Annotated in this window: 17 protein-coding genes; 5 read left to right on the top strand and 12 right to left on the bottom strand. The window is 65.7% G+C overall.

Annotation, left to right across the window (positions count from 1 at the left end):
- The first annotated feature begins 243 nt into the window (after positions 1-243).
- The 3 genes from K1X74_02305 to K1X74_02295 are packed head-to-tail and all read left to right on the top strand — an operon-like array spanning position 244 to position 3,283.
- The gene (locus K1X74_02305) at positions 244-1,443 is read left to right on the top strand and encodes a hypothetical protein (GenBank protein ID MBX7165159.1); all 1,200 of its coding nucleotides are present in this window, start codon (positions 244-246) and stop codon (positions 1,441-1,443) included.
- Positions 1,444-1,478: 35 nt separating this feature from the next.
- On the top strand, positions 1,479-2,138 hold the full coding sequence (locus K1X74_02300) for a class I SAM-dependent methyltransferase (GenBank protein ID MBX7165158.1): 660 nt from the start codon (positions 1,479-1,481) through the stop codon (positions 2,136-2,138).
- On the top strand, positions 2,135-3,283 hold the full coding sequence (locus tag K1X74_02295; protein MBX7165157.1) for a M48 family metallopeptidase: 1,149 nt from the start codon (positions 2,135-2,137) through the stop codon (positions 3,281-3,283). Before K1X74_02300 ends, K1X74_02295 begins: the two co-directional genes overlap by 4 nt.
- A gap of 37 nt (positions 3,284-3,320) precedes the next feature.
- On the opposite strand, the gene K1X74_02290 is transcribed toward K1X74_02295, so the two are convergent.
- From K1X74_02290 to K1X74_02280, 3 genes are all read right to left on the bottom strand, one after another.
- Positions 3,321-4,292, bottom strand: a complete 972-nt coding sequence (locus K1X74_02290; protein ID MBX7165156.1) for a DUF1080 domain-containing protein — start codon at positions 4,290-4,292, stop codon at positions 3,321-3,323.
- A 104-nt stretch (positions 4,293-4,396) separates the two neighbouring features.
- The gene (locus K1X74_02285; GenBank protein ID MBX7165155.1) at positions 4,397-5,392 is read right to left on the bottom strand and encodes a DUF1080 domain-containing protein; all 996 of its coding nucleotides are present in this window, start codon (positions 5,390-5,392) and stop codon (positions 4,397-4,399) included.
- 202 nt (positions 5,393-5,594) lie between these two features.
- Positions 5,595-7,064 carry a DUF1501 domain-containing protein gene (locus K1X74_02280; GenBank protein MBX7165154.1) on the bottom strand — a complete coding sequence of 490 codons (1,470 nt, stop codon included), beginning with the start codon at positions 7,062-7,064 and terminating at the stop codon, positions 5,595-5,597.
- A gap of 434 nt (positions 7,065-7,498) precedes the next feature.
- On the opposite strand from K1X74_02280, the gene K1X74_02275 reads away from it, so the two are divergent.
- Together K1X74_02275 and K1X74_02270 are read left to right on the top strand one after the other, a co-directional pair.
- The gene (locus K1X74_02275; protein MBX7165153.1) at positions 7,499-8,764 is read left to right on the top strand and encodes a hypothetical protein; all 1,266 of its coding nucleotides are present in this window, start codon (positions 7,499-7,501) and stop codon (positions 8,762-8,764) included.
- Between the two features lie 152 nt (positions 8,765-8,916).
- A complete protein-coding gene (locus K1X74_02270) occupies positions 8,917-9,675 on the top strand; it encodes a hypothetical protein (GenBank protein MBX7165152.1) in 759 nt (252 codons plus the stop codon).
- A gap of 43 nt (positions 9,676-9,718) precedes the next feature.
- Here the strand turns inward: K1X74_02270 and K1X74_02265 are convergent, their stop codons facing one another.
- The 9 genes from K1X74_02265 to tadA form a co-directional block, all read right to left on the bottom strand.
- On the bottom strand, positions 9,719-10,606 hold the full coding sequence (locus K1X74_02265; GenBank protein ID MBX7165151.1) for a hypothetical protein: 888 nt from the start codon (positions 10,604-10,606) through the stop codon (positions 9,719-9,721).
- 3 nt (positions 10,607-10,609) lie between these two features.
- Positions 10,610-12,136: a pilus assembly protein PilM gene (locus tag K1X74_02260; GenBank protein MBX7165150.1), complete on the bottom strand. Its 1,527-nt coding sequence runs from the start codon at positions 12,134-12,136 to the stop codon at positions 10,610-10,612.
- A complete protein-coding gene (locus tag K1X74_02255) occupies positions 12,114-13,712 on the bottom strand; it encodes a general secretion pathway protein GspK (GenBank protein ID MBX7165149.1) in 1,599 nt (532 codons plus the stop codon). Before K1X74_02255 ends, K1X74_02260 begins: the two co-directional genes overlap by 23 nt.
- Positions 13,709-14,644: a prepilin-type N-terminal cleavage/methylation domain-containing protein gene (locus K1X74_02250; protein ID MBX7165148.1), complete on the bottom strand. Its 936-nt coding sequence runs from the start codon at positions 14,642-14,644 to the stop codon at positions 13,709-13,711. The genes K1X74_02255 and K1X74_02250 overlap by 4 nt, the downstream gene beginning before the upstream one ends.
- Positions 14,641-15,084, bottom strand: coding sequence for a prepilin-type N-terminal cleavage/methylation domain-containing protein (locus K1X74_02245; protein ID MBX7165147.1), 444 nt, complete (start codon positions 15,082-15,084; stop codon positions 14,641-14,643). The genes K1X74_02250 and K1X74_02245 overlap by 4 nt, the downstream gene beginning before the upstream one ends.
- Positions 15,081-15,776 carry a prepilin-type N-terminal cleavage/methylation domain-containing protein gene (locus tag K1X74_02240; protein MBX7165146.1) on the bottom strand — a complete coding sequence of 232 codons (696 nt, stop codon included), beginning with the start codon at positions 15,774-15,776 and terminating at the stop codon, positions 15,081-15,083. Before K1X74_02240 ends, K1X74_02245 begins: the two co-directional genes overlap by 4 nt.
- Positions 15,777-15,788: 12 nt before the next feature.
- Positions 15,789-16,262 (bottom strand): type II secretion system major pseudopilin GspG, encoded by a 474-nt coding sequence (gene gspG / locus K1X74_02235; protein ID MBX7165145.1) that lies wholly within the window; start codon positions 16,260-16,262, stop codon positions 15,789-15,791.
- 87 nt (positions 16,263-16,349) lie between these two features.
- Entirely contained in the window at positions 16,350-17,558 is a 1,209-nt protein-coding gene (locus tag K1X74_02230; GenBank protein MBX7165144.1) for a type II secretion system F family protein, read from the bottom strand.
- Positions 17,559-17,581: 23 nt separating this feature from the next.
- Positions 17,582-19,273: a Flp pilus assembly complex ATPase component TadA gene (tadA, locus tag K1X74_02225; GenBank protein MBX7165143.1), complete on the bottom strand. Its 1,692-nt coding sequence runs from the start codon at positions 19,271-19,273 to the stop codon at positions 17,582-17,584.
- Positions 19,274-19,285 lie beyond the last annotated feature (12 nt).

Below are 19,285 nucleotides of genomic sequence, written 5' to 3'. Positions count from 1 at the left end.
AGGTTGTCTGTTCCGCAGACCCCTAAGATTCTACTTGCCTGGCACAAAGCCAACAACTTTGCTGTCAAGCATTTGCGACGGGGATTGCCGGCCGCTAGATTGCGGCGGAGTGCCTTCCCCGCGGCACGTCCCAAGCGCTCCCCCCACGAGGGAATTCCACGCATGTCTCGCTTCGTTCGGAGAATCGCAACGCAGATCGGTTTGATCGCTGCGGTGCTTGTCCTTGTCGAAGGGTCCGCCAGCATGGCAGCCGAAAATCCGCCCACCTACCGCCAAGACATCGAGTTTCTCCGCCAGTTCACCACCGTCGAGGAACTGACCGAAGGCGAACAGGCACGCGTGGCCGTCTGCCCGGAATACCAGGGTCGCGTGATGACGAGCACTGTCGGGGGGCTCGATGGCCCAAGCCTGGGCTGGGTGAACCGCGAATTCATCCAGACGTACATCGCCGGCAGTAAGAAGAGCGACACGACGTTTAACAACTTCGGCGGCGAAGATCGCTTCTGGCTGTCGCCCGAGGCGGGGCCCTTTTCCCTGTACTTTCAGCCCGGCAAACCGCAGATCCTGTCCCAGTGGCAGACGCCGCCGGGCTTGAACGAAGGAGCGTTCGACCTGAGCCGTGAAAAGTCGGCGCCCTTTCTGCGGCTGACCCGCGCGCTGCAGTTGCGCAACTATTTCAACACGCCGCTGGCCTTCAAGGTGGTGCGCACCGTGCGCATGTTGTCGGTGCCACAATGCTCGGCCCTGTGCGGGCCGCAGCTCGGCGAGTTGCTCGTCCAGCCCGGCGTGCGTTACGTCGGCTTTGAAACCGACAACACCGTCACCAACGCTGGCAAGGATCTGCACGAGGCCACGGGGCTGGTATCGATCTGGTGCCTGGGGCAGTTCCGGCCGGGGCCCCATACTTGGGTCATCGTGCCCTATCGCGAGGCCCCGCTGCCGCACGAGCCGATCGTGACTTCGAGCTACTTCTTCAACCCGCCGGCCGATCGCCTGAAAATCCTCGACGGCGTGGTGCTGTTCAAGGCCGACGCCCAATTCCGTTCGAAGATCGGCATCAGCCAGGCCCGGGCGCTGCCGTGGATCGCGTCGCTCGATCTCGACGCTCAGGTGCTGACGCTGGTGATCTTTTCGGTGCCGGCCGACCCGACGAAGCACGCGTACATCAACAATCTCTGGAACCTGCCGCAAGTCAACCCGTACACCGGTGACGTCGTCAACAGCTACAACGACGGGCCCACCGAGCCGGGGGCCGAGTCGCTGGGCGGCTTCTACGAGTTGGAGACGTTGTCGCCGACCCGGGCCTTGAAGCAGGGCGAGTCGCTGGGGCACGTCCATCGCACGATCCACGTGCAAGCGGAGCCCGCCCTGCTCGATCGGATTCTCGCGGCGCTGCCCCATGGCCCGGACCCCGAGGCGGTGCATCGGGCCATCGGTAAGTAAGTGTGGCGTCCTAACTCCTGCGGAGACGGCGGCCGATGATCGAGCGGATCCTCGAACCCGAGGTCATGGACACCGAGGAGGATGCCCGCGAATACGCCGAAATGGACCACGACGAACCGAACCGGTGGTTCGTCGAGGGACTGCTCGCCTCCGGCCCGATCGAGAGTGACGTGCTCGATCTGGGCACGGGGCCTGCGCAACTGGCCGTCCTCGTGGCCCAAGCGCTGCCCGCCGTGCACCTCTGGGGCCTCGACATGTCGGCCGAGATGCTCGACTTGGGCCAGGCCAACGTGGTACTGGCCGATCTCGTCGATCGGGTGCATTTGTGGATCGCCGACGCCAAGGCATTGCCCTACGCCGACGGCCGGTTCCGCACGGTCATTTCCAACAGTCTGATCCACCATATTCCCGATCCGATCGCCGTGCTGCGCGAAGCGTGGCGCGTAACCGCGCCCGGCGGGCGCGTGTTCATTCGCGACCTGATGCGGCCCGGCGACGAAACGGCGCTGCGGCAGCTCGTGGTCGCGCATGCGGGCACGTGCACGCCGCGCCAGCAGCAGCTGTTCGAAGAATCGTTGCACGCCGCACTGACGCTCGACGAAATCCGCGCACTCGTCGCACAGGTTGGCGCCCGGCCCGAGACGGTGGCGGCGACGAGCGACCGCCACTGGACCTGGGTGGCCGTCAAGCCATGAGCGCACCGCAGGCGAGCGAGACGATCGAAACGGGCCAGACGCTCGAAGAACTGGCCGAGGCGCGGGAATACGGCCGCATCCAATTGGCCTGCGAGCTGGCCGACAAGGCGCTCGACGTCGGCTACCTGGCCGTGGCGGCCTTTGGCTTCGGTGCGCCGCTCGACGCCTGGCTGATTGCGCGGACCGACTCACTCGTACTGCGATTCATGGCGATGTTCGGCGCGATCGTGCTGGGCCATTTTGCCGTGTCGCTGCCGCTGTCGTTCTACAGCGGGCTGGTCGTCGAACGACGGTTCGGTCTCAGCCAGCAATCGACCCTGCGCTGGTGGCAGCAATATGCCAAGCGCGTGACGCTGACGCTGGTCTTCGGCCTGTTGATGTTCGCGGGGCTTTACGCGATCGTCTCGATCGCCGGCGCCATGTGGTGGCTCGTCGCGGCGGCGGTGTTCTTCGCCGTCAGCGTGCTTCTGGGACAGTTGGTGCCCGTGCTGATCCTGCCGCTGTTCTATACGATCGAACGCCTCGAAGGCGGCGAGCTGGTCGAACGTTTCGGTCGCCTGGCACAAGGGACAGGCTTGTCGATCGAAGGGGTCTATCGGATGGCGATGAGCAAAGACACCGTCAAGGCCAACGCCATGCTCGCCGGGCTGGGCCAGACGCGGCGCGTGATCCTGGGCGACACGCTGCTCGATGGTTTCGCGCCCGAGGAGATCGACGTCATCCTGGCGCACGAAATTGGCCACCATGTCCATCGCCACATCCCTAAGCTGATCGCTTTCGGCGCGGGAGCCAGTTGCCTGGGCTTGTGGCTTTGCGATCGGGGGCTCGCGGCGTGGCTGGGCGGCACCGAGTTTTATCGTACGGGCCTGCCGATCGCGGCTCTGCCCCTGGTGATGTTCTTGATGACGCTGTTCTCGCTGGTGCTCGAGCCGGTGCAGAACGTGCTCAGCCGCCGGTTCGAGCGGCAATGCGATACATATGCCCTGGTGCGCACGCGCGATCGCGCAGCCTACCGCGCGGCGTTTCACAAGTTGGCGCGGCTCAACAAGGACGATCCCGACCCGCACCCGGTCGAGGTGTTCCTGTTTCACAGCCACCCGCCGATCGGCGAACGAATTGCCCTGGCCGACCACGTGACGGTTTGAACCCACAGGCAGCGCGGCCTTGGCCGGCCACGGGCAGCTACGGCGCCGTCTTCTCGAGCCACCAGATGTTGCGGAATTGCACGGGGCACATGTGAAACTGCAATTGCAGCGGTCCCGGCTCGGGCGATTCCTTCTGACCTAACCCGCTTTCGTGCGGCAACTCGACGCCGTCCTGCACGACGACGCCGTTGTGGCGGACGGTGATCCGCGCGTTGGCCGTCTTTTGGCCGGCGACGTCGAACCGCGGTCCTGTGAAATCGATATCGAACGTCTGCCAGGTGAGCGGCGGCAAACACATGTTCACCTTCGGGGCGCTGAATCCGTAGAGGCCCCCGCATTCGTTGTCGAGGCCCAGCAGGCCAAAGCTGTCGAGTACCTGGACCTCGTACCGGGCCTGCAAATACACGCCGCTGTTGCCGCGGTCCTGACCGCGCGACTGGGGCATAAACGGCGTGCGAAATTCGATGTGCAGCGTACCGTCGCCCATCAACGGGCGCGTGACGCTACCGGCGGGCATCGTCTGATTGGGCAGCATGCGTCCCGACTTGAACTGGGCGGCGTCGGTACCGTTAAACAGGACGAGCGCCCCCGCCGGTGGCGCCTGGCCGAGCGTTGGGCTTTGGCGCTCGACGCGCGACAAGGTGCCCAGCGAATTCAGACCGCTCTCGAACCATTCCAGTCGGCCATCACAGATCTTGAACGTGGCCGCCTGGTTGACGAAGGTCGTGGTGCCGTCGACCGTCTCGCCGTGGGCACCGAAATACGCGGGCAATTCGGCGCCTGCGCCCGGCAGACCACCGTTGAACACCCGGGCATCGAATTTCGCACCGCCGAGTGCAACGACTTGCACGCCCAGCTTGCGGCCGTCGTCGAGCTGGCCGGCGTATTCGCCTTGCACGGCAAAGTCGGGCCCGGCCTGCGCCGGGTCGGTGATCGGCCGCACGCGCTCGGCCGCCACAGCGACAGGCGCGACGCTCAAGATGCAACAGATCGCAATGCCGCGCGTCATGACAGGCCCTGGCTCCGGTTCGAATGGCGACCAAAGAAAAGACCTGTTGCCGGCGCCGCCCGGCGCCGGCAACAGGTCACCGATGCATTCAGTCGCTCGAGCGACTACTTCTTTTCGACGATCCAGATGTTGCGGTACACGACCGGGTTGCCGTGGTCCTGCAACTGGATCTGCCCGGCCGCGGCGCTTTCGGGCTGGCCGCCGGGGGTTTCCTTCTGCAGCTCGTAGTTCTCGTAGATGATCACGCCGTTGTGGCGGCAGGTGATTGTCGCGTTGGCGGTCTTCTTGTCGCCGTCAAATTTGGCGGCGGTGAAGTCGATGTCGTACGTCTGCCAGGTGAGCGGCGGGTAGCACATGTTCTCGCGCGGATCTTTGAGCGAGTAGATGCCACCGCACTCGTTGTTCAACCCTTCCAGGCCGAACGAATCGAGGACTTGCACTTCGTAACGATCCTGCACGTAGACGCCGCTGTTGCCGCGGGCCTGGCCGCGGGCCGAGGGCATGTACGGCGTGCGGAATTCGACGTGCAGCGTGAAGTCCTGAAACTTCTGCTTGCTCTTGCAGCCGCCGCTGAGCAGGCCGTCCGCCACCTTGCCGCCTTCCCAGGCGTCGGCATTCTTGCCGTCGAACAACACGATCGCGCCTTCGGGCGGGGCCATGCCGAGCGTTTCGCTCTTGCGTTCGACCTTCTTCAGCTTGCCGATCTCGGCGCCGTCGGGACCGGCGACGATGACTTCGCCGTCCTTGAGCGTGGCGCTGCCTTCGTTGGCCATGAACTTGACCTCGCCGTCGGCCAGCTCGCCGTCGACCTCGATCCGCGTGAAGCCGTCCCAGCCCGCGCCGGGCAGGCCGCCCACGTAGCCCACGCCATGAAACTTGTTGTCGCCCAGGGAAATCACATGCATGCCGAAGCTCTGCGTGTTTCCGTCGCCGATGTCGAAGGCGCCTTCGTATTCGCCTTGCATCTGATAGTCGGGCCCGGCCTTCGAGACGTCGGTGATCGTTTCAGGCTTGTCGCCTTCTTCGGCGCCGGCCCAGTTGCCCACGCCCACGATCAGCACCAACGCCAGCGCCAACCCGGCGTTCGCTTGTCGCCACATACTCGTACTCTCCACTGAAACTTGGGGATCATGCGCAAAGTTGCGCGGGGAATTTACACGCTCCACAGCGGCGCACATTGTGGAACGCGGCGGGCGCCCGTGCAAGTTACCGCCCAGCGCAAAACGGCGCTTGAAGCTAGCAAAGCCCAAGGCCGAAGCCCCCGGCCGCCCGGGCGGTTTTCGGCCTTGTTTGAGCGGCGCGTTAGGCCAGAATGCCCGAGATCACGTTCCCCTTGACCAGCTCGCGGGGCTGGTTCAGGTGGTTGTAGACCACCGTGTCCGGCACGATGCCGACGCTGTGATAGATCGTGGCCAGCAGGTCGCAGGGGTGGACCGGCGATTCGACCGGGGCCGAGCCGGTCGCGTCCGACTTGCCATACACCAAACCCCGGCGCACGCCCGCCCCGGCCACCACGGCCGTGTAGCAATAGGGCCAGTGGTCGCGGCCGTCGTCGGTGTTGTTGTTGCCCGAGGTGCTGACGCCGCGCTTCGGGCTGCGACCGAATTCGCCCACCGCCACGACCAGCGTCTCGTCCAACAGGCCGCGCTGGTCGAGATCGGCGATCAGGCCGGCCAGGCCCGCGTCGAGCATCGGGGCGCACTGCGTTTTCATGCGTTGCGAGAGCCCGGTGTGGACGTCGAACGAGTGGTTGTCGCTGTTGGCGATCTTCGGCCAGTTGACTTCGACGAACCGCGTGCCGGCCTCGACCAGGCGCCGCGCCAGCAGCAAGCTCTGCCCGAACGTGTTGCGGCCATAGCTTTCGCGCGTTTCGTTCGATTCCTTGGTCAGATCGAAAGCCTCGCGGGCACGGCCCGAGATGATCAGCCCCAAGGCCTGATCGTAGTACGCGTCGACGTCGTATTTCTTCACGGCCTTTTCGACGGCCGGCATGCCGTCGTTGATCAGGTCGCGCAGCCGCGCACGGCGTTCGAGCCGGGCGGAGCTGACCTCGGGCCGCAACTGCAGGTCGTCGACCCGCACGCGGTCCATCTTGTTCATGTCCATGTCGTCGCCGGGCGGGTAGAGATAGTAAGGGTCGTACGCCCGACCCAGGAACCCGGCGGTGCCTGCCTTGCCGACGACGTTGCTCTCTTGCAACGGCCGCGGCAGCATGACAAACGGCAGCATCGGCTCCGCCGGCGGCTTGAGCCGGATGATGTTCGAGCCGACGTTCGGGAAATCCTTCGGGCTCGGCGGTTCCAACTGGCCCGACGGGCTGACCTTGTCGGCCGTGTAGCCGGTGAGCATCTGGTAGATGGCGGCCGTGTGGTTGAACAGACCGATGGGCGTATAGCTCATCGAACGGATCATCGTCGCGCGATCGACGACCTCGGCCAGCCGCGGCATCAGCTCGGTGACTTCCAGCCCCGGCACCTTCGTGGCGATCGGCGCGAACATGCTCTTGACGTTGTCGGGCACGTTCGGCTTCGGGTCCCACAGATCCAAATGGCTCGGTCCACCTTGCAGGTAGACGAGGATCACGCTCTTGGCCTTGTTCCAACCGGGACCGCCGGTCTGCTGACCGCCTTCGCTGGCGCGGGCCGTGGCCTGCAGGCGCAAGACATTGGCCAGGCTGATGCCCATCGTGCCCAGCCCGCCGATCCGCAGCAGTTCGCGCCGCGTGATGCCGTCGCAGGTGTCCTTCGTCGTGCGGCCGGGAATGACAAGCATGGTTGCGCTCCGCAACAGGTGGGCAGGGGGCCAGGCGAGGGCAGGGCGCCGCATAGCGCCAAACCTCGGCAGTATAAAGGGTTCTTTCTCGGCCCGTCAAATTTTGTCGGTCTTGTTTGGCACTTAACGCCAGGATGGGAAAGCCCGGCGGAATTTTCTTGATTCTCCCTCCCTTCATCGCTTAACTTTCGCGCCATGCGGGGTGGGTCCCGTCGTCTGGCTCGGGCAACCGGGCGCAACCGTGCGGACAGTTTGCTGTCGTCGTGTTGCGCTGATTTTTCGGTTGACCTGACCACGTGACTCACTTGAGGAGATCGGCCATGGCCCATCGCCTTGCGCCCCGCGTCCGAGCTATCGGGACCCACCACATCGATCGGCCCTCCGTCCGCAGCGGGCTTACTCACGCCTCCGGGGCAGGCAACCGGCGCGGCCGGGTGCGTCTGTCGACGCTGGCGCTGCTGATTTTCGCCGTCGCTGGGGCATTCCTGGGCGGCTATTGGCTGGCCGGCGGGGAGATGCCGCTGGACAAATCGCACGAGGCCGTGGCCTGGTTTCGGATCGAGCCGTCACCGCCCGGCGCGGCGACGGACCCGTCCATGGACCCGGCCGAGTTCCAGATCTACTGCCGTTCGCAGGCGAGCTTGATCCGCACGCCGCTGGTGCTGGCAGCAGCGCTGCGCAACGCCGAGGTGGCCAGGCTGCCAGCGATCGCGGCACAAAAGGACAAGGTTGCCTTTCTGCAAGAGCAGCTCTCGGTCACGTTTCCCGACGACGGGATGTTGATGCGCATCGCGATGCGCGGCGGCGACCCCCAGCAGCTCGAAGCGATCGTCGGTGCGGTCTGCGTGGCCTATCAAAAGGAAGTGATCAGCCAGGAACGGCTGGTCAAGGGCACGCTGCTGACCAAGTTGAACGACGTCCTGCGGAAGAACCTCGAAGAGATCACGGCGATGCGGGACAAGATCGAAAGGTTGGCCGCGGCGACCGGTTCCGGTTCGAGCGAGGCGGCGCGGCGCAAGCTCGCAGCCCTCGATCGCGACCTGTTGGCGGCCCACGAGGAGCTCATCGTCGCTCAACGGCACGTCAACGACCTGGAGCTGCAGATCGGGCGATCGCAATCAAAACTGGACACGGCGAATTCGAAAGAGCCTTCCATCGACGACCAGAAGATAACCGCGTGGTTACGCGACAATCCCGACTATGCGTTACTCGAAAAAGAGCTCACCGACCTGACCGTGCAGCTCGACGGTCGCGAATCGTCCAGCCGAGTCGACTCCATCGCAGCGAAGCGCGTCATCGAGACGCATCGGGCGCGGATCAAACAACTAAAAGACGAAAAGCAGCAATTGCGCGCTGTTGCACGAGCCGAGTTGGTCGCTCTGGAAAAGCAGGCGTTGGTTACCGAGGCGCAGAACGAGCTGGATAACTACAGCGTCGAGCTGCGACTGCGCCAAGACGCTCTCAGGCGCGGCCACGAGCGGCTGGCCGCGATGCAGGAGCAGGTCGCCCAGCTGACGAAGAATTCCGGAGCGTTGTTGGCAAAGCAAACCGAGCTGCACCAGCTTGAAGAAACATACGCCAGGCTTGCGGCGCAGGTGGGCTCGCTCCAGGTCGAACTCGATGCCCCCGATCGCGTGCGATTGCTCAGTCCGGCCCGGGCGCGCGACCGCGGGCTGTGGGAACGTCTGACTCGCCGCTAGGAAACGGGCAGGGGGCACGGCGAGCGCCCGACGCTGCGAGGCCCCCGGCGAGTCGTTTCCACCCCCCAACCGGCTCGCCGGGGGTCCAGACAGGCTTCAGACACACGGCACCTCGCAGTGCCATCCGGTCAACTCCTCGAGGGCGGCAAATCATGTCGACAACTCACACGGTGCTGCGCTGGTCGAGCTGGTTACTGTTGGCCGTAGCCATCTTCGTGAGCGGCATGGTCGCCGCCGGCGCGAAGTTTCACTATGGCCCTCCCTACAAGGCTGAAAGCTGGCTGCGTGCAGAGCTGACGCCGCCGGCTGTCCTGTTTCTCGAGCGCGTCCCCGTCGACGAATTCCAACGGTTCAAACATTCACAAACCGTGATGGTCACAAACCCCTTCGTGCTCAACGTTGCCCTGAGGGATCCGAGGCTGGGCCAGTTGCCGCTGCTGAAAGCGCAGAAAGACCAGGTCCAGTTTCTCCGTGCGCACATCAAGGCCGAGTTCCCCGGCGACGGTCAATTGATGCGTGTCACGATGGCCGGTGACGACCCGACGGCGATCCGGACGATCGTCGATGGTGTCGTCCGGGCGTATCTCAAAGAGGTTGTCGGCCAGGAACGGCTCGTCAAGGACATGAAGTACACGAAGCTCGAAGATGTCTTGCAGAAGAATCGCTCGGAAATCGCCTCGCTACGAAAAAAGCTGGACACGGTCGGTCCAGATACGACTCATGGCCAGCAACTAGAAGACGAATTGAGGACCTTGGAGGAGGTAACCGACAAGGTCGCCGCCGAAGTCGCACAATTGAAGATCGAACTCGCCGCGCCGGATCGCGTGCTCCTGCTCGACCCGGCAACGGTCATGCATGTACCTTTGCTGCGCCGCGCTGGCGAACTGATCGCAGGCGAATGGCAGGATTGACGTGCCTGCGGCCCCCGGTCGCGGAGCCGAGCCTGGCCGCCGCCTAAAATTCCGGCGGCAGGGCCGTGGCCTGGCTGAGGTTTTCGCCGAGCGTCAACAGCCAGCGCTCGTCGTCCGACTTGACGACGATATCCTGCGACAGCACCTCGGCGATGCGGCCGCGGAACTGGCCGACCTCGAACTCGTCGCCTTCGTGCAGCTTGAGCACTTCGCCCGTGGTGCGCAAGGTGAGCCAGGCCTCGGGCGCGCCATTGACGTCGAGAATGGCCGTCAAAAAGGCATAGTCGGCCGCGTCGAACGAGCTGGCGCCGCCCTCGCCGAACAGGTTGCGCCGCAGGATGGGCTCGTAGTCGTCCATCGTCGTACCGACCAGACGGTTCGACGGCTTGCGGTTGAGCTGCTCCTTGCGGCTGCCGCCCGGCAGCACCAGCGCCTCGATCGCCAGCGACAACTCCAGGTCGTTCGAATGCGAGATGGGCATGATGCCCAGCCGTTGGATCTGGTGCAAGTGATCGGCGCTGTAAAAGGCGTGCAAGAACCGCGTGAGCTGCTCGAGCGTGCCTTGCGCGCGAACGGTAAACGGAATCTTGGCATAGGTGCCCGGCTTGTTGACGATCTCGCCCGAGTCGACGTTGGGCCGTCCAAAGCCCGCGTTCTCGACCAGCTCCAAGAGCCAGTTCTGATACGCCGATCGGGCTCGGGCCGTATCGGTCGGCAGCGACTGTTCTTCCCAGGCCTGCAAGCGCCGGTTGGCCGCTTTGGCGCGATCGATCAACCGCGTTTTTTTGGCGATGTCGTTTTCGAGCTTGGCGATCTTGTCGCGGCGCTGGTCGAGCGGCTGCTGGAGCACGGTGTCGAAGACCGACGGGCCGACGGCCACCAGGAGCGTCACCCCGACGAGCCCCGCCAGGATTTTTTCGCGCTTTTGCATGGTTCAGGGCTCCTCGCGTCGGGCGGTGGTCACCTCGGCCGCCGGCGGCGCAGTGGCCGGGCGAGCGGCGGCGAGAAATTCGTCGCGATCGCGCCGCGCGACCGACAACGACGATTCGAACTGCCAGGTGTAGGCCTTGTCCTGCACGCTCTCTTGCACGCGCTTGCTGCGAACCTCGTGGAACTCGTCGCGGAGGCTGGTCTCCATCCGCTCGATGATCTGCGGATGCCGCACCAGGCCCTCGATGTCCATCGTGCCGCCGCCGGCCGGGGCCCGGCTCATCGTCAGCCGCAGCATGACCGCGTCGCGGGCCTTGGGAAAGCGGTTCGACAAATCGTTGAGTTCGTCGAGCCAGGTGACGTCGCCGGCGGTCCAGGCCTCGATCGCGGCGACGGTGGCCTCGACCTCGGCGGCCCGTTTGACGGCCTTATCGAGTTCTTTCGACTGCTTCGCTGCCATGGCGATCTGGTCGTTGAGTTCGTCGAACCGGCTCCAAATGTTCACGCCCACGAACAGCGCCGCAAAGCCGACCAAGGCGCCCACGAGCGCCACTCGGCGCCGGCGGCTGGGAGGCTTGGGGGCGCGGCGCGGGTGCAGGAAGTCGATGCCTGCGCTCGTGCGTTCGGCGGCGTCGAAGACCGTGCCGACCAATGCCGCGTAGGGGCCGCGCCGCTCGTCCCTATCAGCAAACGCATGCGACTCGAGCTCGCATTCGTCGAACGGATCGCAGCATTCGACCGGCTGTTCGAGATTGTCGCGGAGCCGGTCGATCAGGTCTTGTTGCTCGGCCGTATCGCCGAACACGTAGACCGCGTCGACGGTCTGCGCCGCGCCCTGATTGGCCACGGCCAGGATCGTGCGGCGAATCTCGGCCAAGAGCGGCACGGGGTCGTCGTCTTCGGCCGGCAACCGCAGGCACCGCGACACGACCACGCGGCCGTTCTGGATCACCGTCATGTCGGCTTCGTCGCACAACACGTCGACCAGCAGGCAAACCTTGTCGGTGCCCAGCCCGCGGCGCAGGAACAACGAGGCTGCCGCAAACGGACGCAGCAACAATCGATCGGGCACCAAACCCGCCGGGTTCCAGACGAGCTGCGCCGCTTGCTGGCTTTCGGCCGAAAAGGCCGTCGCCAGGACCGCGCGCGGTTCGCTCGGATCTGTGGACAGCGGATAGAAGTCGACCCGCGCCGAATCCGACGCCGCCGACAACTCGCGCACGGCCTGCAGCCGCACCAGATCGGGCAGTTCGGCATCGCTGGCCGGCGGCAGGGTCAGTTGCCGCAAGTCGACCTGCGCGCGGCTCACCGCCACCAGCGCCCTGCGGCGCAGGCTGCGCGGTACGCGCCGCTCGTCGAGCGCCTCGGCCAGGCGCTGGCCCAATTCAGGGTGCGGCCCGCGCACGCCCGCCTCGGGCGCGTCGGTCGTAACCGAGCCGCAGGCCTCGATCTGCACCCGCCCGCCGGATGCTTGAGCGACGAGAAACCGCGCTTGACGCGATTCCCATTCAACGGCCAGATAACGCGGCATGGCTCCGGTCCTCCTCGCCGCGAATCACCGCGGCTTCGTACGCCTGTCCGAGGCGTTGAAAATCTTGCCAGCTCACCACCCGGGCCGGCGTTTGCGTCGCGTCGAGCACGACCTCGGCCCGCAGGGTCAGCGGCACTTCATCAAAAAAGGCGATGAGCTGGGTGCGAAACACCGCCCCGGCCCCCGTTACATAGTCGTTCAACTTGCGGAACTTGTCGAATGGCACGATGCCTTCGGTGACCAGCCAGGCCGCCGTCTGCCGGGCCCGATCACCGCGTTGGCCCGAGGTTTGGCCTTCGCGCTTCGCGATCAGGGCGTCGGCCTCCGTGGCTTCCAGCCCCGGCACGCCGAGCAGCACTTCGCGCGAGGCGCGATTCACGTTTACGCGGCCCACGCGGGGCGCGGCCGCGAGCATGACAGCGTCGAGCCAATCCGGCAGCCAGCCTCGCAAGGCGTCGGTCGCCGTGCCCAGGGGGCTGTCGACGAGCACGCCGTTCGCTTCGCCAGGCTTCTGGACGACAACCTTGGCACCGGCCAGGTCGAAGATCGAACTGAAGTTGAACCGTGCCGGCTGCGACAGGTCGACCTGCGAGATCTGGCCCGGCTTCGGCGAACTCGTGGCGGGGCCGTACTGGCGATAGAGGACCGCGAAATCCGCGATCGCCTGGTTGAACCGCTTGGCGAGCGCCTCGTGCAACTGCTTGAGATCGCCGTTGAGCTGGATGCGGGGATTCCCCTGACCGTCTGTCATTGCCTCGGCGCTATGCAGCGTGATCCACGTAGACCAGCCGCGCGGAGCGGTGCCCGCTTCGCTTGTCGTCGCGCGATCGCCGGCTGTCGGCTCGGCAACGGTCAATTCCGCCTCGTCCAGGACGCCATTGCGATTGGCATCGCGGCCGAACAACGACTCGGGCGTCACGTCGCGCACCAACAACAACTCGGCGAGCGTGTCGAGGGGACCGTTGCGCGGGCCGTAGCCGGGCTCGAGCCCTGAGTAATAGTCGACCTCCGCGCCTTGTTCCCGTGGATTGCTGTCGGCGTCGCACCAGTCGAGCAGCGCGTCGGCGGCCGCGGTCGTCATGCCCGGCAGGTTCATGAGCGCCTTGCGTCCCGCGCCGGCTTGTGCGTGGTCCCATTCGACCAGCGCGGCGAGATTCAGCTTGGCCGACTCGTCCGCCATGCCATAGCGCGGCGCGGCGGTCGATTCGGTCGCGCTGGCGCTCGACGACGGATCGGGCGGCGCGAGCACGGTGAACCTCCCGGTGAGGCCCGTACGCTCGTCGCGGAAGACTTCGACCGCACGCAGCCGTGCGGGGTTGTCTTCGAGACCGCCGAATTGCTCCAGCTCTTCCGGGCGCAGCGCCACGAGCGATTGCAGGTAAGTCGCTCCCGAGGCCAGCAATTGCCGGGCCTGCAGCTCGTGCCCTACGCTGCGCGTGGCCTTGACTTCGGTAACCATCAGGTCGGTAAAAGAAAAGCCGGCCAGGCTCAACATCGCCACCACGACCAAGACCAGCACGAGCACCAGCCCGCGCGGGCCTGGTGGGCCCAATCGCATGCGGCGGGAGAGGTTCATGGCATGCCTCCCGCGTTCGTCGGCGCGGCCGCTGAGGGCGAGGACGTTGCCGTGCCCGATGCGGACGACGACTGCGCCGGCCGCGCCGCGGCGAGCGTCACATTCATGCGATACACGGCGAACTGCCGCGGCTGGAGCGATTCGGTAAACAAGGATTCGCGCCGCGAGTCGGGAAGGTCGTCGGTCGAATCCGGCGCGGCGCCGGCGGTCGCCGCAACGGACGACGCTTTTGCCGGGGGCGGTTCGAGCGCGATCGCCACCGCAACCAGGCTAGGCAATCCGCCCTCGGCGACGCTGTCCCATTGATCGTGCCAACTGGCGCCGTCGAAATAGCGGAATTCGAGCTGCCGCACTTCGGGTGCGAGCAAAACCTCGGGCGACGGCCCCTCGGTTTCCTCGGACTGCCGCACCGGCAGCGACGGCGGCAAATCGTTCGAGGCGGCCGCGGTCTGAGCGCCGCCACGGCGACCTTGGGCAGCCAGTTGATCGCGATAGGTCGCACTCAGTTCGCGGCGCACCAGGCCCAAGTCGTCCGCGCTCGGCTCGCCGCCGCTCGTCGCGCGGCCGGTGGCCATCTGTTCGTCGCGCACATAGTAAGTGACGATCTGCGGCGAGACGCGCGTGTCGGCCGATTCAACTTCGCACTGCAGCCACCGCGCAGTCCCGCGTAGCCGCGCGGGACCCGACGGCGCGGCTGAGGAAGACGACGACGCAGGACTCGCCGTCGCCAAGGGCGCGATCGTGCCGCGCAGATCGCTGGCGATCCGATGGAACAGGGCCCGAGCCAACTGCGCTTCTTCCACCTCGCGGTGCCCGCCTTGGAACATCCGCACATGGACGCGCATGGCGGTCCACAACCCGGCCAACACCACAGTCGACAAGACCATGGCCAGCAGCAACTCGATCAGTGTGAAGGCGCGCGGTCGGTTCATTGCGTGCCTCCAGCAGGCGCCACCGACGAACCACTGGACGAGCCGTTCGGCGTCGAACCCGATCGCGAAGCAGGCTCGGGTAGCCAGCGTACGAGTGCAAAGCGGACGGGCCGCCGTTCCTTGGGCAGGTCTTGCGCCACCGAGATGCGCACCGAGACAATGCCCGGCTGTTCGAGCGGTTCGCGGCGCACCGAATACAACCAGCCCTGCTGCTCCGGAATCGGTTGCTCTTCGACCGTCTCGGGCAGCGTGCCCGAGGCGGCGATTTCGGCCATGAGGCTCTCGCACAGCAACTCGGCCCGGGTCAGCGCCGCCGCTTGCGCCGCGTTGCGGCGACCGAGGCTGGCCAATTCGCCCAGCACGGCGATCGACCCGAGCAGAATGGTCATCGCCAGCATCATCTCCAACAGCGAGAAGCCGCCGCGCGCGGTACGGGTCATGGCTCCACCTCGTCGCGTTCGAGCGGTCCCACGGTCGCCACGGCGGTCAAACCGCGCAGTTGCACCGTGATGGCGAAGCGCCGCTCGTTGTTCAGGCGGATGGTCGCGTCGCTGCACGAGCCGTCGGGATGAAACACGATCTGCTCCGCTTCGAGAGACCGTTCGGCTCCGGCCGACTCGCCTTCCGAGGCCTCACCGGTCGTTCCATCGGTCCAGGCTGCCGGCGACGTGCCCGCAGCGGATTCTCGGCCGTACGATTGGGCCAGGTCTCGTGCGGCGAAATGAACTCCCTCGGGCAGCTCCAACTCGACCAGGGTGCTGGCCGGCGTCGCCGCTTCGTCGCGTTGCCCGCGCTCGGGTGCGTCGTCGTATTGCAAGGCCGTTTCCTCGCCCGTCGCAAACGCCGCGGCGGCGCCGACGCCGTCGTGCGGTGCAATCGCATAGCGCTGCCCGCCGGGGGCGAAACACACCACGTGATCGCGCCCCGCGTTGAGTGCGGCGAGCCGTGCTCGGGCGAGGTTGTTGCGCAACTGCGCCGCGGCGTCGCGCAGGCGGCTGTTGGCAATGGGTCCGCGCAGCGCCGGCCAGCTCACGGCCGCCAAAACGACCAGGAGCCCCAGCACCAGCAGCATTTCCATCAGCGTGAAGCCGCGCTTGGCGGACCTCGCGCCGTGGCCCAACGACGCCGTCATGCGGATCGAGCCTCAGGTGGCCTCGGTCGTTTCGCCCTCGACGTCGGCGGGCCAGTTGCCGATGTCGTCGTCCGAGCCGTCTTCGCCGTCGGGACCGAGCGACCAGATGTCCGGGAAATCGTTTTTGTTCTTCTCAGCCGGATAGCGGTACTGGTAGTCGTGTCCCCACGGATCCTTGGGAATACCGCCGTCGATGTAGGGCCCGTCCCATTTGTCCTTGTTCTCGAGGTCGGCCGGCGCCTCGGCGATGGCCAACAGGCCCTGCTCGGTCGTGGGATAGGCGTTCATGTTCTGGAAGTACATCTCCAACGGCGTCTTGAACAAGCCGATCTGGCTCTTGGCGGCGTTGATGTTGGCCTTGGCCTGCGTGTTCATGAACCGCGGGGCGACGAGGCCCAGCAGGATCACCAGGATGGCCATCACCAAGAGTAGCTCCATCAGCGTGAAGCCGGCCCGTCGCCGGCGATGGCGAATCGCGTTGTACATGACAGTCACCTTTCTCAAAAAAACGTGAAACTCAACCGAGTGCCCGCCGCGCGACACCCCGCGCCGCGGCACGCTTGACTTCCGACCTCAACCCATCGTCGTGCTCATCTGGAACACGGGCAGCAACAAAGCCACCACGACACACAAGATGATCACGGCCATGATCAACAACATCGCCGGCTCGATCAGCCGCACCATCAGGTCGAGCTGGCGCTCGGTGCGGCGGTCGATCCCGTCGGCGATGTCGACCAGCACCTTTTCCAAGTTGTTCGATTCCTCGGCCACGCTGATCATTTCCACCACAGCCCGGGGAAACAGCCCGCCCTCGGCCAGCGGCGTCGACAGGCGCTCGCCGGCCGTGATGCTGTCGCCGGCGCGGCGGATCTTTTCGGACAGCACCTTGTTGCCGGTCGAATCGCTGCTGATCTCCAGGGCCCGCAGAATCGACACGCCATTGCGCAGCAAGGTGCCGAGCACCCGGCAAAACCGCGACACGGCCAGGTTGACGTAAATCGCGCCCACCAAGGGCACCTTCAGCCGGAGCTGATCGAAGCGTGTGCGCCCCTCGGGCGTGGCGACGTAGCGCCGCAGTCCGTAGATCGCCCCGGCCAAGACCGCGACGATGATCAGCCCGTAGTGGCCAAGCGTGTCGCTCAGCCACAGCAGGGCGATGGTCAGACCGGGCAGCTCGCCCTGTTCTTTCAGCCGGGCAAACAACTCGGCGAACTTGGGCACGAAAAACACGATCAACACCGTGACGGCCGCCGTGCCGGCGATGGCCAGCAACATGGGATACGTCGCCGCACCGATCACCCGGCCCTTGAGGTCTTCCTGGTGTTCGATGAACTGCGCGGTCCGCTGGAGCACGTCTTCGAGAAAACCGCCTTCGCTGCCGGCGCGCACCATGCTCACCACCAGCTCGTTGAACACGTCGGGATGGCGGGCAAAGGCGTCGTCGAGCGTCGAGCCCTCGGCGACGCGATCGCGAATGTCCGACAACACCTCGCCGAGCGTCGGGTGCGACGATTGCTTGGCCAGCACCTCGAGCGAGCGCAGCAGCGGCACCCCGCTCGTCAGCAGGTCGGCCAGTTGCGCCAGCGTGGTGGCCAGCAGTTGGGGCTTCACCGCCTTGCGACCGCGCCACGATTGCGAGGCTGGCTGCTCGCGGGTGATCTGTAGCGGAAACAGCTCGCGCTCGCCCAATAGCGCCAGGGCCTCGCGCTCGGTGCTGGCGGCAATCGTGCCGTTGACCTGCTCGCCGGAGACGCGTCGGGCTGTGTAGGCAAAATCGGGCATAAACCAAATCCGGTCGGCCGGCGCTAGTCGGCCTTCGTGACGCGCATGACTTCGTCGATCGACGTCCGGCCCGCGAACACCAGTCGCCAGCCGTCTTGCCGCAGCGAGCGCATGCCGCCGCGCACGGCGGCCGCCTTGACCACGTGCGAGGCCGTGCGCTCGTTGGCCAGATGGCGAATCTCGTCGTTGGCCACCAGCAGCTCGAACAAGCCCACCCGGCCCCGGTAGCCCGACCCACGGCAGCTCTTGCAGCCGCCGGGCGCGTAGATCGTCTGTTTGCCGTCGCGCACCTGCGCGAGCGGAAAGTCGTTCGGCACCTCGTCGGCCTCGGGCACGAACGGCCGCTTGCAGTCGGCACACAGCGTCCGCACCAGGCGTTGGGCCATCACGCCTTCGACCGTACTGGAAACCAGGAACGGCTCGACGCCCATATCGCACAACCGCATGTACGCGCCGGCAGCGTCGTTGGTGTGCAGCGTGCTGAACACGAGATGTCCCGTCAGCGAGGCCTGCACCGCGTTCTCGGCCGTTTCCAGGTCGCGAATTTCGCCGACCAGCACCACGTCCGGATCGTGACGCAGAATTCCGCGCAGCGACGCCGCAAAGGTCAGCCCGATCTTGGCCTGCACCTGGATCTGGTTGATGCCTTCGAGCTGGTACTCGACCGGGTCCTCGGTCGTGATGATCTTCGTCGCGTCGTCGCGAATCTCGGCTAGCGCGCTGTAGAGCGTCGTCGTTTTGCCCGAGCCCGTCGGCCCGGTGACCAGCAGGATGCCGTGCGGCAGTTGAATGAGCTGATGGAACTGGCGATAGATGTCCTCGGGCAGGCCCACGCCCGCCAGGTTGAAATTCATCTTGTCCTTGTCCAGGACGCGCATCACGATCCCTTCGCCGTGGATCATCGGGATGATCGACACCCGGATGTCGACCTCGCGGCCGGAGACCTTGAGCTTGATGCGGCCGTCCTGCGGCAGACGCTTTTCGGCGATGTTCAGCTTCGCCATGATCTTCAAGCGGCTGACGATGGCCGCCTGGAAGTGATTGATCTCGGGCGGCGCCGGTTGGGTTTGGAGAATGCCGTCGATCCGGTAGCGGATCTTCAGCCCCTTGGCTTGGGCCTCGATGTGGATGTCGCTGGCCCGGGCCTCGATCGCCTCGACCAGGATTTCGTTGACCAGCCGAACGACCGACGCCTCTTGGGCAGCTTCGGCCTGCTCCGAGCCGTCGATATCGAGCTCTTCGAGCAGCTCGACCGCCTCTTCCTGGCGCTTGGCCAGCAGGCCCTCGATCGTCTCCGAAGCGACGCCCAGATGGGTCTTGATCAGCTTGGCGATCTCGGCGCTGGCGGCCAGCACCGGTTCGACCGTGGTACCCGTGGCGGCGCTTACTTCGTCGAGGGCATAGAGCTCGAAGGGGTCGCTCGTGGCGACGACCAGCGTGCCGCTGCGCCGCCGCAATGGCAGCACCCCGTGCCGGTAAATGATCCGGACCGGAAAGTCTTCCAGGACTGCCGGGTCGAACTCATAGTTCGCCAGGTCGACGTATTCCAGGCCCAATGCTTCGCCCAGCGCGCCGAGGGCCTCTTCCTCGCTGATCATGCCCTTCTGAATGGCCAGGCGGTCGATGCGCTCGCCGTCGCTGGCCGAGTCGCGCAGCACGTCGAGCTGCTCGTCGTCCAGCAAGCCGTGGTCGCGCAGGATTTGACCGGCTTCCATCGTCGAAAATCC

It is taken from the genome of Pirellulales bacterium, assembly GCA_019694435.1.
In the GTDB taxonomy this organism is placed as follows: domain Bacteria; phylum Planctomycetota; class Planctomycetia; order Pirellulales; family JAEUIK01; genus JAIBBZ01.
This window is presented reverse-complemented; position numbering and strand designations above follow the sequence as displayed.